This is a genomic window from uncultured Selenomonas sp., from assembly GCA_905372355.1.
In the GTDB taxonomy this organism is placed as follows: Bacteria; Bacillota; Negativicutes; order Selenomonadales; family Selenomonadaceae; genus Selenomonas.
The window spans coordinates 87,806-101,095 of the sequence record CAJPOT010000004.1 but is presented as its reverse complement, the minus strand read 5'-3'; the positions used below and the strand labels follow the sequence as shown (position 1 = coordinate 101,095).

The 13,290-nt window shown below is 57.4% G+C and carries 12 protein-coding genes and 1 riboswitch; of the genes, 9 read left to right on the top strand and 3 right to left on the bottom strand.

What is annotated here, in order from left to right; translation table 11 throughout:
- Nucleotides 1-45: 45 nt before the first annotated feature.
- Nucleotides 46-150, top strand: a riboswitch (SAM riboswitch).
- A 191-nt stretch (nucleotides 151-341) separates the two neighbouring features.
- The gene (gene metK / locus QZ177_RS03575) at nucleotides 342-1,529 is read left to right on the top strand and encodes a methionine adenosyltransferase (RefSeq protein WP_264919881.1); all 1,188 of its coding nucleotides are present in this window, start codon (nucleotides 342-344) and stop codon (nucleotides 1,527-1,529) included.
- Between the two features lie 115 nt (nucleotides 1,530-1,644).
- The gene (locus QZ177_RS03570) at nucleotides 1,645-1,845 is read left to right on the top strand and encodes a conotoxin LiCr95 (protein ID WP_264918669.1); all 201 of its coding nucleotides are present in this window, start codon (nucleotides 1,645-1,647) and stop codon (nucleotides 1,843-1,845) included.
- Between the two features lie 85 nt (nucleotides 1,846-1,930).
- On the opposite strand, the gene QZ177_RS03565 is transcribed toward QZ177_RS03570, so the two are convergent.
- From QZ177_RS03565 to QZ177_RS03555, 3 genes are all read right to left on the bottom strand, one after another.
- Nucleotides 1,931-3,172, bottom strand: coding sequence for an ATP-binding protein (locus QZ177_RS03565; RefSeq protein WP_294175549.1), 1,242 nt, complete (start codon nucleotides 3,170-3,172; stop codon nucleotides 1,931-1,933).
- A gap of 15 nt (nucleotides 3,173-3,187) precedes the next feature.
- Nucleotides 3,188-4,417, bottom strand: a complete 1,230-nt coding sequence (locus QZ177_RS03560) for an LL-diaminopimelate aminotransferase (RefSeq protein ID WP_294175548.1) — start codon at nucleotides 4,415-4,417, stop codon at nucleotides 3,188-3,190.
- Nucleotides 4,418-4,568: 151 nt separating this feature from the next.
- On the bottom strand, nucleotides 4,569-5,450 hold the full coding sequence (locus QZ177_RS03555) for a LysR family transcriptional regulator (RefSeq protein WP_294175547.1): 882 nt from the start codon (nucleotides 5,448-5,450) through the stop codon (nucleotides 4,569-4,571).
- A gap of 596 nt (nucleotides 5,451-6,046) precedes the next feature.
- Between QZ177_RS03555 and motA the strand changes: the two genes are divergently transcribed.
- From motA to QZ177_RS03520, 7 genes are all read left to right on the top strand, one after another.
- On the top strand, nucleotides 6,047-6,823 hold the full coding sequence (gene motA / locus QZ177_RS03550) for a flagellar motor stator protein MotA (RefSeq protein ID WP_009647037.1): 777 nt from the start codon (nucleotides 6,047-6,049) through the stop codon (nucleotides 6,821-6,823).
- Between the two features lie 3 nt (nucleotides 6,824-6,826).
- Complete coding sequence (locus tag QZ177_RS03545; protein WP_009647057.1) at nucleotides 6,827-7,738, top strand: flagellar motor protein MotB; 912 nt, start codon at nucleotides 6,827-6,829, stop codon at nucleotides 7,736-7,738.
- A 116-nt stretch (nucleotides 7,739-7,854) separates the two neighbouring features.
- Entirely contained in the window at nucleotides 7,855-8,253 is a 399-nt protein-coding gene (gene acpS / locus QZ177_RS03540; RefSeq protein WP_294175614.1) for a holo-ACP synthase, read from the top strand.
- A complete protein-coding gene (locus QZ177_RS03535; protein WP_294175546.1) occupies nucleotides 8,231-9,772 on the top strand; it encodes an NAD(P)H-hydrate dehydratase in 1,542 nt (513 codons plus the stop codon). Before acpS ends, QZ177_RS03535 begins: the two co-directional genes overlap by 23 nt.
- Nucleotides 9,773-9,880: 108 nt before the next feature.
- Complete coding sequence (gene cdaA / locus QZ177_RS03530) at nucleotides 9,881-10,714, top strand: diadenylate cyclase CdaA (protein ID WP_264918672.1); 834 nt, start codon at nucleotides 9,881-9,883, stop codon at nucleotides 10,712-10,714.
- Complete coding sequence (locus QZ177_RS03525; protein WP_009647045.1) at nucleotides 10,711-11,667, top strand: CdaR family protein; 957 nt, start codon at nucleotides 10,711-10,713, stop codon at nucleotides 11,665-11,667. The genes cdaA and QZ177_RS03525 overlap by 4 nt, the downstream gene beginning before the upstream one ends.
- The gene (locus tag QZ177_RS03520; protein ID WP_264918673.1) at nucleotides 11,664-13,280 is read left to right on the top strand and encodes an FAD-dependent protein; all 1,617 of its coding nucleotides are present in this window, start codon (nucleotides 11,664-11,666) and stop codon (nucleotides 13,278-13,280) included. Before QZ177_RS03525 ends, QZ177_RS03520 begins: the two co-directional genes overlap by 4 nt.
- The last annotated feature ends 10 nt before the right edge of the window (nucleotides 13,281-13,290 follow it).

Genomic DNA, 13,290 nt, shown 5'->3' with positions numbered 1-13,290 from the left:
TGACAATTGAAATGTTTTCTCGTATAATAAAGCCGAATCGAATATCACTCATCAAGAGCAGTGGAGGGACTGGCCCTATGAAACTGCGGCAACCGTTGGCGTAGGCCAAAAAGGTGCCAATTCCTATAGGTATTGCCTATGAGATGGGAGCGAAGGAAGACTCTCTTTTCGTAGGAAGAGAGTCTTTTTTGATGGATGATGTATGCTGCGAATCGGCTTCTGCTGAAGACGTTTCGCGGACGATTTCATGAAAGCGGCGCTTTGAGGCCGCCGGACAGGGAAGGTCGCACCTTGTTTTTCAGATATTTGCCGCAGGCGGCAGCGGCGGAATGGAGCATACCATGAGCAAAACGATGTTGTTCACTTCCGAGTCGGTGACGGAAGGTCATCCCGACAAGATGGCCGATCAGATTTCTGACGCCATTCTCGATGCGATCCTCGCAAAAGATCCGCAGGGGCGCGTGGCGTGCGAGACATTGGTGACGACGGGGCAGGTGCATGTCGTCGGCGAGATCTCGACTTCGTGCTACATCGACATCCCACACATCATCCGCAAGACTGTGGAGAAGATCGGCTACACGCGTGCGAAGTATGGCTTCGATGCAGCGACGTGCGGCATTCTCGTATCGCTCGATGAGCAGTCTGCCGACATCGCACTCGGCGTTGACAAGGCGCTTGAGGCGAAGGAGGGTGAGTCCGATGTCGCCGACTCCATCGGCGCGGGCGATCAGGGCATGATGTTCGGCTATGCGGCGAACGAGACGCCTGAGCTCATGCCGCTGCCGATTGCACTCGCACATCGTCTGGCACGTCGCCTTGCAGAGGTGCGTAAGAACGGCGAACTCGGCTACCTGCGCCCCGACGGCAAGACGCAGGTAACGGTGCGCTATGAGGACGGCAAGCCCGTCGCCGTCGATACCGTCGTCATCTCCACGCAGCACGATCCGGAAGTCGATCTGGCGACGATCCGCAAGGATATGATTGAAAAGGTCATCAAGGTCATCATTCCGGCAGAACTTCTGACGGCAGACACGAAGTATTTCGTGAACCCGACAGGCAAGTTCGTCATCGGCGGCCCGCAGGGCGACTCGGGCCTCACGGGCCGCAAGATCATCGTCGATACCTACGGCGGCATGGCACGTCACGGCGGCGGTGCCTTCTCGGGCAAGGATCCCACGAAGGTCGACCGCTCCGCTGCCTACGCCGCGCGCTATGTGGCGAAGAATGTCGTCGCCGCAGGACTCGCCGATCGCTGCGAGATCCAGCTCGCCTACGCCATCGGCGTCGCGCGTCCCGTATCGATCATGGTCGATACGTTCGGCACGAACAAAGTGGACGAAGCTCTGATCGAAAAGCTTGTGCACGAGAACTTCGATCTGCGTCCGGCCTCGATCATCAGCAACCTCGACCTGCGCCGCCCGATTTACGAGCAGACGGCGGCCTACGGCCACTTCGGCCGCACCGATGCCGATCTGCCGTGGGAGAAGACGGACAAGGCGGACGCCTTGAAGAAAGCTGCGGGAATCTGAAAAGGATACATATACAAAACGGGACAGCTGCAAGGCTGTCCCGTTTTGTCGCGCATCGTGGCTTCCCTTGTAATGAAGATGTTTTCATGGTATAATGGCAATAGGAGGTGATTCCATGAAGAAGATGCTTTGCGCCGCCCTTCTGGCTATGCTTGCGGTGAGTGCGGCTCCTGTTTTTGCGGCTTCGATGTCATCGGCGAAAGATACGGCAGGCGTGCAGCGCTATAATTGCTGCGGCAGCAGATACTATCGCGACAGCGAACAGAGCGGCCCCTACTGTGACGAGAACGGCTACTGCACTTACGATCGCAGATAAAGCCGAGGCTATGGAGCATTGCTCCGTGCGCCCCGCAGGAAAAAATCCCCTTCGCGACTCTTTTGAGAGAGGCGAAGGGGATTCTTCATTTCCGCATTTGTCCTAGATAGTGCACGACGAATTGCTGCGCCGTGCGGCCGCTGCGTCCGGAGTGCTCAAGCTCCCAGCGATGCGCGAGGATGCGAAGCTCCTCGGGGGCGAGGCGGACGCCCTCTTTTTCAAGGTAGTGGGCGATGATGGCATGATATTGCTCTTGGTTGGGGGCGAGGAAGGTGATGATGAGACCGAAGCGGTCGGAAAGGGAGACTGTCTCGTTCACGCTGTCCTGACGATAGAGTTCGTCCTGCGCCTGATCGCGGTCGCGCCAGCTTTCCTTGATGAGGTGGCGGCGGTTGGATGTCGCGTAGATGAGTACGTTTTGGGGACGCGCCTCGACACCGCCTTCGATGGCGGATTTCAGATACTTGTACTCCGTCTCAAATGCCTCGAACGAGAGGTCGTCGAGGAAGAGAATGAAGCGCTTGGAGGGAAATCGGCGAAGCGCCGCGAGAATGCGCGGCAGTTCGCCGAGCTGCGATTTCGTGAGCTGCACGAGCCGAAGACCGCGACCATAGTATTCGTGAGCGAGAGCCTTGACGGAGGAGGACTTGCCCGTGCCGCGCGCGCCGATCAAAAGGACGTTGTTGGCAGGACGCCCTTCAAGGAAGGCTTCCGTATTGTCTGTCAGCTGCTTCTTCTGGCGGTCGTAACCGATGACGTCAGTGAGAGGGAGCGCTTCGAAGTGCTCGACGCCTTGAAGCTTGTGCTCCTTGTCGTTCCAAGAGAACGCCTTGCAGCTCGAAATCTCGCCGCAGCCGTAACGCCGGTAAAAATCGAGGAAGGCGTCTGAGACTTCCTCTGCCGATGCCGCAGATGCCATGCGTTCGTGGAGGAAGGAGGACGCTTCGCTCGTGCAGCGCTTCGTCGGTTCGTAGTTGTCAAGGAGGTCGCATGGCAGCATGGCGCTCGGCGGCTCGTGAAAGACGTCGGCGAGGATTTCCATATCGCGCACGAAGGCGAGACGAAGACTTTTGCCGACATTGCCGGAAGATTGTTCCACCGTGCATGCGAAGGTGTTTTCCACATGAGCGAGCACATGGAGAAAATAGGAGCGCAGGATATTTCCGAAAAGGCCGAGCAATTCCGCCTTCTCGATGAGCCCTGCGGTGAAATCGTAAGCGTGCGAAGTGTTCTCAGGATTTTCCAGAAAGCGCAGGAACTTTCCGATGAGCGCATCCTCCAATATGGGACGGCAGATGCAGAGTTCGTGCAGGCGGGGTTTGAGCATGTCTTTCTCCTCTCGTCAGAAGGTCAGCTTTTGCTTGATGCGCTCGACTGCTCGCTTCGTATTCTCTCGGTCGCCGAAAGCCGTGAGGCGGAAATATCCTTCGCCGCATGGGCCGAAGCCTGCGCCCGGCGTGCCGACGATATTCGCGCCTGTGAGAAGTCGGTCGAAGAAGTCCCACGAGGAAAGTCCGTGCGGCGTCTTGAGCCAGATGTAGGGCGCGTTTACGCCGCCGTATGCCTCAAGGCCGATGGATTCGAGGCCTTCGCGGATGAGGCGGGCGTTTTCAAGGTAGTAGGAGATGGCAGCCGCCGTCTCTCGCTTCCCTTCGGGCGTGAATATGGCCTCTGCGCCGCGCTGGATGATGTAGGATGTGCCGTTGTACTTCGTCGTGTGGCGGCGATTCCAGAGCGGGTTGAGGCTCTTCTTCGTGCCGTCGGCGCTCCTGCCCTGCACGCTCTTCGGCAGCACGATGTAGCCGCAGCGCGTGCCCGTGAAGCCCGCTGTCTTCGAGAAGGAGCGAAATTCGATGGCAACGTCCTTCGCGCCCTCAATCTCGAAGATGGAGTGCGGCAAATCGTCCTCGGTGATGAAGGCCTGATAAGCGGCATCGAAGAGAATGACGGACTCGTTCTCTCGCGCGTAGGCGACCCATCGGGAGAGAGACTCGCGCGTCATCGCCATGCCCGTCGGGTTGTTCGGTGAGCAAAGATAGATGATGTCGACATGCTCCGTGGGCAGCTCGGGCAGGAAGCCGTTCTCCGCCGTGCAGGGCAGGTAGACCACGCCCGAGAAGTGTCCGTTTTTCTGCAGTGCGCCCGTGCGTCCCGCCATGACATTCGTGTCGAGGTAGACGGGGTAGACGGGGTCGGTGATGGCGATTTTCGCCTTTTCGCTGAAGATTTCCTGGATGTTGCCGCAGTCGCTCTTGGCGCCGTCGGAAATAAACACCTCGTCCGGCTCGATGCCGAGTCCCGGGAAGTTGTTTTCTATGATTTTCTCGATGAGGAAGCCGTAGCCCTGCTCGGGCCCGTAGCCGCGGAAGGTCTCGGCTGCAGCCATCTCGTCGACCGCCTTGTGCATGGCGGCGATGCAGGCGGGCGGCAGGGGCTGCGTCACGTCGCCGATGCCGAGCGAGATGACGTCGGCTGCGGGATTCTTTTCCTTATAGTCAGCGACGCGGTGTGCGATCTCGCGGAAGAGATAGCTGCCGGCGAGTTTCAGATAGTTTTCGTTGATGTAAGCCATGGTGATTCCTCCTGTTGCTTCATGCAAGGTGGGCGGATACAGTTCGAGTCCGTCAGAGTTTACGGCTACCATTGTAGCACATTTCCCGTAAATTCCCATAAAATTTTTGAAAAAAAGACCGCCCTCTTCGGAGCGGCCGTCTGAAAGCACATCATTTTTCTTTTTTCAGCGTGTTCTGGCAGAAGTCGATGAAAGCCTGCGCGGCCTTGGAAACGTAACGATCCTTCTTCCAGGCAAGCCCGACATCGACGAAGACGGGCTTGTCAAAGGGCAGCGTCACGATCCCGGGCGTTTCCTCGACGATGAAGTCGAGCAGGAAGGCGATGCCTGCACCGCTCGCGATCAGCCCCTTGATGGTCTCGATCTGATTCGATTCGAGCACGATGTCGGGCGTGATGCTTTCCTGCTTGAAGGTGTCGAGCAGGAGCTTTCGCAGGAAGGAACCGTCCTTGAGCATGATGAGGTTCACGTCTTCGATGTCGTGCAGGGAGACGGCCTTTTTTTTGGCAAGTGGGTGCTGCTCGGGCAGGCACGCGACGATCTGGCTCTTCGCCATGGGAAGCGTCTGTAGGCTCGCCGCTGCATTGGAGAGGATGACGATGCCAAAGTCCAGCTCATCGCGCTCGAGCTGCTCGCGGATGCGCATCGAGCCTTCTTCGTAGAGATAGACGTCGAGATGCGAGTATTTCTTTTGGAAGCTGGAGAAAATCTTGGGGAAGAGGTAGGCGCCGATCATCGACGGGATGCCGATCTTGATCGTGCCTTTCTGCAGCTGTTTGTAATCGTTGACTTCGAGCACGGCGTCCTGGATATTGCGCAGCGCAAGCTCAATGCGGGTCAGAAATACAGCGCCCTCGGGCGTCAGAGACAGCTGCTTCTGACTGCGGTCAAAGAGCTGGATGCCAAGTTCCGCCTCAAGCTTCTTGATCGCGACGGTGATGTTCGGCTGTGATACGCGAAGCCTTTCAGCGGCGCGCGTGATGTTTTTCAGTCGGCTTGCCATTTGAAAGTATTCGAGTTGTCTTAGTTCCATGCTTGATCGCCACCCATTCCCTGTCGTCCATAAAAATGAATTATTTTCGTTAAATCTATCATACTTCAAAATCATCTATGATACAATAAGAAAAATTTATTTTTTATGATTAAAAACAGATGTAATTTTTTTGAAAATGTTCCTTTACAGCGACACCAATCTAGTGTACACTGTAAAGGAATCACTGATAAATTCTGTCCCGCGTCTTCATACCTCTGGACGACTTCATTTATCAGCATTTCCTAAAGTACCGGCTTGAGATTCGCGAGGATGGAAGTTCAAAGAAAAATAGTGGCAAAGTCCTTTAGCCAGTCATGAATTTTTTTTGCATTTATTTCGATATATATTAAGCAGTGGATTGTGCTCTGCACTTTTGCCATGAAGTTTTGACGGTCATGACCTGCACAGGTCGAGCGGGCTTCGTGCGAGAGGAAGGGCAGCCAAGATGCTCTATCCGACGTATTCCGTCGGTCGCAAGCAAGGATGAAGACGCCGCAAAAATCATCTGCATCGTTTGCGGGTGCTGGATGCAAGTGGGCAGACGGCGTTGCAGGAGACGCCCTGCGTCTCTGCCATTAGGGAAGAGGGGGATTTTTTTGGAAAAATCAACGCTAATCGGACTGTTGTCGGGACTCATCGCCATTTTCGGCGGTATGGTTCTGAAGGGCGCGCCAATCAGTTCATTGAACAATCCGGCGGCATTCATGATCATCATCCTCGGCACGTTTGCCTGTCTTTTCACGGCTTTCCGCATGGATGAGATGAAGATGCTGCCGAAGTTGATCAAGATGACTTTCCAGGCGCCGCCTTCGCATCAGAAGGGTGAGCTTCTGCAGCTTTTTATCGAGCTTTCGCAGATTGCGCGTCGTGAAGGTATCTTGGCACTGGAGAGCCGCGTCGAGGACATCTCCGATCCGTTCTTCAAAACGGGGCTTAGCATGGTCATCGACGGCATGGATCCGGACTTTGTCAGCGACGTTCTCGACGCTGAGATTTCTGTCATGCAGGAGCGTCACTCCCTGGGGCGTCTGATGCTCATGCAGGCCGGTACCTACGCGCCTACGCTCGGTGTTCTTGGTGCCGTTATCGGTCTGATCGCAGCTCTGAGCAACCTGTCGGATGTTAACGTCGTCGGTCACGCCATCGCGGCCGCGTTTGTCGCTACGATCCTCGGTATCTATACGGCGTACGTTCTCTGGCTTCCGTGGGCAAATAAACTCAAGATCATGTCAGATTCTGAGATAGGTCAGAAGCGAATGATCGTCGAGGGCATCCTGTCTCTACAGGCAGGTGATTCACCGACGGCCATCGAGGCGAAGCTCATGGTCTTCATTCCGCAGTCGGAGCGCGATCTACTGAAGAAGGAGGCGTAAGGCATGGCAAGAAAGAAGCGGCATGCACCGCATGAAGAAGAAGCGGGCGAGGCTTGGCTTCTGCCTTACTCCGACCTCATGACGCTGCTCCTTGCCACGTTCATCGCCCTCTATGCCATGTCCGCTACGGACTCGGCCAAGATGGCGCAGATGGCGCAGGCGTTCACAGCGGCTTTCAATACGGGCGGGCCTTCGTTCTTCAGTCAGATGGGGCCGAGCGAAAGCCGCCATGCTGAACGCATGGCGACGGAAGACAAGGGTAACAGCGCCTACATTCAAGAAGCGAAGGCTTTGGAAGAGGTGCAGAAGGAACTTGATAATTACATCAAGCAGAACGGCCTGCAAGGTGAGCTGAACACGACGATGACCGATGACGGCTTGATGATCCGCATCAAGGAAAAGGCGCTTTTCCCCTCGGGCTCGGCGGAACTCGTAGGTGAGGCGCAGAAGATCGGCCCTGTCGTCGCAGGCCTTCTCGCGAAGATTCCCGAGCGCGTCGTCATCTCGGGGCATACGGATAATGTGCCGATTTCTACGGCGCGCTACCCGTCGAACTGGGAACTGAGTTCACAGCGCGCCCTGAATTTCATGAAATTCCTTTTTGCGAGCAATGCGTCGCTCAATCCGGCACGCTTCAGTTCCATCGGCTATAGCGAATATCGTCCGATCGCGGATAACAAGACGGACGAGGGCAGGTCACAGAACCGTCGCGTCGAGGTTCTGATTGCCAGGACGTACCAGTTCAATCCCGACAGTTCATCGACGGAAACACTGACGGCAAAACCTGAACTGCCCGACATTTCGCCCAACCTTTCGGGCGGCGGCATGAATCCCGTCATCACGCCGATGCGCCCGACGGCGCCCGGCAATGTGGAGCAGCCGCAGGCGCCTGCACCTGCGCGGCAGGAACAGTAGAATAGTGGATGAAAGCCGGCTTTATCTCTTTCCGCATAAAGCCGGCTTTTCTTGTGGAACGTCTGACTCGCCGTGCAGTTTGGCGATGGGCGGGGATTGTGAGCTGGGGTGATGCGATGGTTTTGGGAGTCGGCACGGACATCATCGAGATCGAGCGTATGAAAAAAGCGATGGGGAGAGAGGCATTCCTTGCACGCGTTTTCACGCAGGCGGAACGAGCTTACTGTGATGGACGCGGTGCGGGTCGTGCGGCGTCGTATGCAGCGCGCTGGGCTGGTAAGGAGGCCGTCTTGAAGGCGTTTGGTACGGGATTGCGCCGAGGAACGCTGTTGGATGTTGAGATCGTGCCCGATGCGCTCGGCGCACCCGAGGTACATCTTTTCGGGTTCTTTGCGACGCTCGCAGAGGAGAGGGGCGTGCGCCGCATACATCTTTCCTTGAGTCACGCCAAGGAATATGCCGTCGCACAATGTATTCTGGAGGGGGAGAAGCATGAAGATCGCTTTGGCAGATGAGATGAAGAAGATCGATAAAAGAGCTATCGAGGAATACGGCGTACCGGAGATTCTGCTGATGGAGAATGCGGGACGCGAAGTCGCCGCTGCTTTTGAGGAATACCTAGACGGCGTTTCGGGCAAGCGGATCTGTGTGCTCGCGGGAAGCGGCAACAATGGCGGCGATGCTTTCGTCGCTGCGCGGCATCTGATGAACCATGGTGCGCAGATCAGCATATTCCTCGTGGGCAGTCCTGCGCATCTGACGAAGAGTGCGGCGCTCAACCGTGACATCATCATCAAGATGGGCGTCGTCGTACATGTTCTCGAAACGGAGCGCGATTGGGACAAACTGCAAGTGACTTTGCGCTTCGTCGATGGAGTTGTCGACGGCATCCTGGGCACGGGATTCAAGGGCAATCTGCGCGACGCGGCCGCGCGTGTCGTGCGCATGGTCAATGGTCACGGCAAGCCGGTCATCGCCGTCGACATTCCGACGGGTGTCGAGGCAGATACGGGGAACGCTTCTCCCGAGGCGATTCGCGCGGATCTCACTGTGACCTTCGGGCTGCCGAAGTTCGGGCATATGATTGGCGCCGGCGAAACGGCGACGGGAAAACTGCTCGTCGATGACATCGGCATACCGAAAGTCTTGCTCGAAGACGATACGATCCGCCAGACCTACCTTGATGATGTGACGGTAGCGCCGGTCCTGCTGCCGCGTCCGCTCGATGCGCACAAGGGTTCTTGCGGACGCATCCTCGTCATTGCGGGTTCGCGCGGCATGACAGGCGCGGCGGCGCTTGCCGCTTCTGCCGTTCTCAGAAGCGGCGCGGGCGTTGCTGTGTTGGCTTTGCCGAGAAGTCTTCAGGAGATGATGGCGGGAAAATTGACCGAGGTCATGACGAAACCTCTTCCCGAGACGGACGAGGGTGCGATTGACATCGCGGCGCTCGGCGAGGCGCTGGCGCTGGCGGAAGGCTTCGATGCCGTGCTGATCGGTCCGGGGCTTGGCAGGGCGCAGGAGACGCAGAAGTTCGTGCAGGATTTCTGCGCCGCCGTCAAGAAGCCTTTGATTCTGGATGCCGATGCCATTTACGCATTTTGCGGCAAGACGGACGCGTTCAAGGGTTTCGCATTCGTGCCGATCTTGACGCCGCATCTCGGCGAGATGGCACACCTTTTGGGACTCGCTGTCAGCGATCTGCGCACGTCGCTTCTTGACATGACTCGTGAAGCCGCACGCGAGTATCATGCCGTGTTCGTCGTCAAGAGCGAATGCACGATCATCGTCTATCCCGACGGACAGGTCTTCCTCACGTCGAAGGGCAATTCGGGTATGGCGACGGCAGGTGCGGGTGATGTGCTTGCAGGTGCGATTGCCGGGCTTATGAAGCAGACGGCGGCGGGGCTTGCGCCGCTCGCAGGTGTCTACATCCATGGTCTTGCCGGAGATCTGGCGGCGAAGGAGAAGGGCTATGGACTCATCGCCTCCGATATTTTGGAGAATCTACCGTGTGCACTGTGCACCTTGGTTTGAAATGGGTCTTTTGGGCAAATTCGTTTTCTCGAAAGGATTTCCCTGCACACGAGAAGAAATAGGTTTTATGTTCAACTATGATGGGATGCTTTTCTAGGGGTTTTGTTTATGCCGTTCCATATTCCGATTCACTTTCAAGGAATCTTGTCGACGATCAGCTTGTTGGACGTTCTTGACATCCTAATCGTGGCATTGATTCTTTACAAACTCTATGTGATGCTGCAGGATACGCGCGCCATCACATTGGTGAAGGGGCTGCTCGTGCTCCTGGGGCTCACGATTGTCTGCAACTGGCTGTCGCTGCACGTCATCTACTGGCTCTTGCAGCAGACGCTGACCTTGCTCTTCGTCGCGCTTCCCATTGTATTTCAGCCGGAACTTCGCCGTACGCTTGAGCATCTGGGACAGGGACGCTTCTTCGGCAAATCACTTTTTCTCGATGACAGTGAGGCGCGCTCACTCGTCAATGAGCTTGATAAGGCGGTGATGCTCCTGTCTTCGCGTAAGATTGGCGCCTTGCTCGTCTTTGAACGCGAGATGGGACTTAACGACATCAGCGCTACGGGCGTCCAGATCGACGGTCTCATCACGGCAGACTTTCTCATGAACGTCTTCATCCCGAATACACCTTTGCACGACGGTGCCGCCGTCATACGCGGCAAGCGCCTGATCGCGGCGGGATGCCTTCTGCCCTTGACAGAAAATCGCACGCTGAGCACGGAACTTGGCACGCGCCATCGCGCTGCCATCGGCCTTTCTGAGCAGTGTGATGCCCTCATCGTTGTCGTTAGTGAGGAGACAGGTACGGTCTCCGTCGCGGAGAACGGCAGGATCGTGCGCCGCCTGAGTTCGGAACACCTGAAATCCTACTTGCGTCCTATCTTCACGCCCAAGACGACAGGCATCAAGGACATGGTGTTGAATTGGAGGAAGGGGAAATGATGACACGATTGCGTGCGCTCGTCCAGCGCAACCTCCCGGCAAAAATCATCGCCCTTGTTGTCGCCGTCGTGCTCTGGCTTTTCGTCATGAACGAGCAAAATCCGCAGATCGAGGGCAGCTTCACTGTTGCCGTTGAGCTGCGCAATGCGCCTGAGGGATACAAGATCACGCAGTCGGAGAAAAGTGTGAAACTCAAGGTGCGCGGCGCGCGCTCCTTCTTTGTTTCAGCAGAGCCGGAAGGATTCAAGGCTTACGCTGATCTTGACGGACTTGATTCAGGCGAGCACGAGGTTAAAGTCAAGGCCGTTTTGCCGCAGGGATTCGAACTCGTCGACGCGCAGCCGGAGACCGTTTCGGTCACCTTGGACAAGATCGTGCGGCGAGCGGTTCGCATCGATCTCATTGTCACAGGTTCGGCGTCTGCTGGCTACACCGTGGGCAAGATTTCGCAGTCGGCGAACACCACGGTCATCGAGGGCCCCGAGTCGCGCGTGGCGGAGGTCGACCGCGTCATCGGCTACGTCGGCCTTTCGGGAAATCGTGACGACTTCACCTTGCAGGTGCCGTTGACGCCGATCAACAGCGACGGCAAGGCAGTCGACGATGTGGATCTTCTCGCGCGTACGGTTGAGGTTTCCGTACAGCTTGCGCGCGGGCTGACGCGCAAGATCGTCAGTGTTCGCCCCGTCCTTGACGATGCTCTGCCCGAGGGATTCACTCTGGGCGAGGTGCAAGTTGAGCCGGCGAAGATCGAGATCGCAGGCGAGGCCGCGCTCATCAGCAAGGTGGCGAGCATCGACACGGAGAAGATCGTCATCTCGGACATGAAGGAGAGCGGCAAGAAGATAGTACATCTTGCCATACCCAATGGTGTTGCGATTTCCAATCGAGAGGTCACGGTCACGGTCGAGCTGAAACCGAAGGCACAGGCAAAGGGAGCGGACGCGCCATGATCCGAATCAGCAGCTATGCTGTCCCCTTGAGCGACGAACGCCCGCTTGCAGCTCTTGCCGCTGAGCGTTTGGGTATTTCTCCAGACGATATTCTTGCAGTGCGCATCGTGCGCAGGGCACTCGATGCGCGACGCTACCGTGGAGCGCCGCTCGCCTTCCTCTATACGCTCGATGTGCGCATCCAGGGCAGTGAGAAAAAGCTTTTGTCGCGCTTGCGGCGCGACCGTCATGTTGCGCTTGCTGAAAAGGAGGAAAAGCTCGACCTTGCACGCTTTTCCCCGCTCGCACCGGGCGAGGCGCGTCCTGTCGTCGTGGGCTTCGGCCCTGCCGGCATGTTTGCCGCGCTGACGCTCGCACGCACGGGGCTTTCACCACTCATCCTAGAGCGCGGCTATGACGTCGAGGCGCGTCATGCGGCAATCGAGCGCTTCTGGCAGAAGGGAACGCTTGACGTGCGTTCCAACGTCCAATTCGGTGAAGGCGGCGCGGGGACGTTTTCTGACGGCAAGCTGACGACGCGCATCGGCGATTCTCTCGTGAGCGAGGTGCTCGACGCTTTCGTGGCGGCCGGCGCACCAAAAGAGATCAAGTATCTGCACAAGCCGCATGTCGGCACCGACCTCCTGCGCGGCATCGTCAAGAACATCCGTGAAGAGATCCGCCGCCTGGGCGGCGAGATTCGCTTCTTGGCTCAAGTGACAGACATCGAGCTGAAAGACGGCGCGCTCCACGCGCTCATCGTCAACGGCGAGGAGCGCGTGGAGGCCGGAGCAGCTTTCTTCGCCATTGGACATTCGGCGCGCGACACCTACGAGATGCTTCTTTCACGCGGCCTTTTTCTGGAGGCGAAGGCGTTTGCCGTGGGCGTGCGCATCGAGCATCCCCAAGAATTCATCGATCGTGCGCAGTACGGAGAGGATGCTGGGAATGTGCGCCTGCCTGTCGCCGACTATAGCCTCACGTATCAGGACAAGTTGCGTGGCAGGGGCGCGTATTCCTTCTGCATGTGCCCGGGCGGGCAGGTCGTTGCGGCGGCGTCCGAGCTTTCCCGCGTCGCGACGAACGGCATGAGCTGCTACAAGCGCGATTCGGGCGTGGCGAACGCCGCGCTTCTCGTGCAGGTTGGCCCGAAGGATTTCGGCATCGGGGTGCTCGCAGGAATGGAATTTCAAAGGCAGTGCGAGAGCCTCGCCTTCAAGCTTGCGGGTGCAGACTACCGTGCGCCCGTGCAGTCCGTCGGTGACTTTCTTGCACATCAAAAGGGTGCGGTAGACTTCCTCGTGCAGCCGACATATTTGCCCGGCGTGCGCCCTGTCGATCTGCACGAGTGCCTGCCGCGCTTCGTCACGGATACGCTCGAGGATGCTCTTCGCGCCTTCGACGGGCGCATGAAGGGATTTTCCGCATCTGATGTGCCTCTGACGGGCGTCGAGACGCGCTCTTCTGCGCCGTGCCGCATCGTGCGCGAGAAGGAGAGCTTCCTAGCGCATGGTCTTTTGGGGCTTTATCCCATCGGCGAGGGTGCGGGCTACGCGGGCGGCATCATGAGCGCTGCCGTCGATGGCATGAAGGCGGCTATCGCTTTCTTGGAGCAAAGGGAGTCTATGGAATAAGATCGCCAAG

Coding starts and splice junctions, on each gene's coding strand:
- QZ177_RS03555 (WP_294175547.1), bottom strand. CDS start 5,450: ATGGAACTAAGACAACTCGAATACTTTCAAATGGCAAGCCGACTGAAA.
- QZ177_RS03560 (WP_294175548.1), bottom strand. CDS start 4,417: ATGGCTTACATCAACGAAAACTATCTGAAACTCGCCGGCAGCTATCTC.
- QZ177_RS03535 (WP_294175546.1), top strand. CDS start 8,231: ATGAAGATCGCTTTGGCAGATGAGATGAAGAAGATCGATAAAAGAGCT.
- cdaA (WP_264918672.1), top strand. CDS start 9,881: ATGCCGTTCCATATTCCGATTCACTTTCAAGGAATCTTGTCGACGATC.
- acpS (WP_294175614.1), top strand. CDS start 7,855: ATGGTTTTGGGAGTCGGCACGGACATCATCGAGATCGAGCGTATGAAA.
- QZ177_RS03570 (WP_264918669.1), top strand. CDS start 1,645: ATGAAGAAGATGCTTTGCGCCGCCCTTCTGGCTATGCTTGCGGTGAGT.
- QZ177_RS03520 (WP_264918673.1), top strand. CDS start 11,664: ATGATCCGAATCAGCAGCTATGCTGTCCCCTTGAGCGACGAACGCCCG.
- QZ177_RS03525 (WP_009647045.1), top strand. CDS start 10,711: ATGATGACACGATTGCGTGCGCTCGTCCAGCGCAACCTCCCGGCAAAA.
- QZ177_RS03565 (WP_294175549.1), bottom strand. CDS start 3,172: ATGCTCAAACCCCGCCTGCACGAACTCTGCATCTGCCGTCCCATATTG.
- QZ177_RS03545 (WP_009647057.1), top strand. CDS start 6,827: ATGGCAAGAAAGAAGCGGCATGCACCGCATGAAGAAGAAGCGGGCGAG.
- metK (WP_264919881.1), top strand. CDS start 342: ATGAGCAAAACGATGTTGTTCACTTCCGAGTCGGTGACGGAAGGTCAT.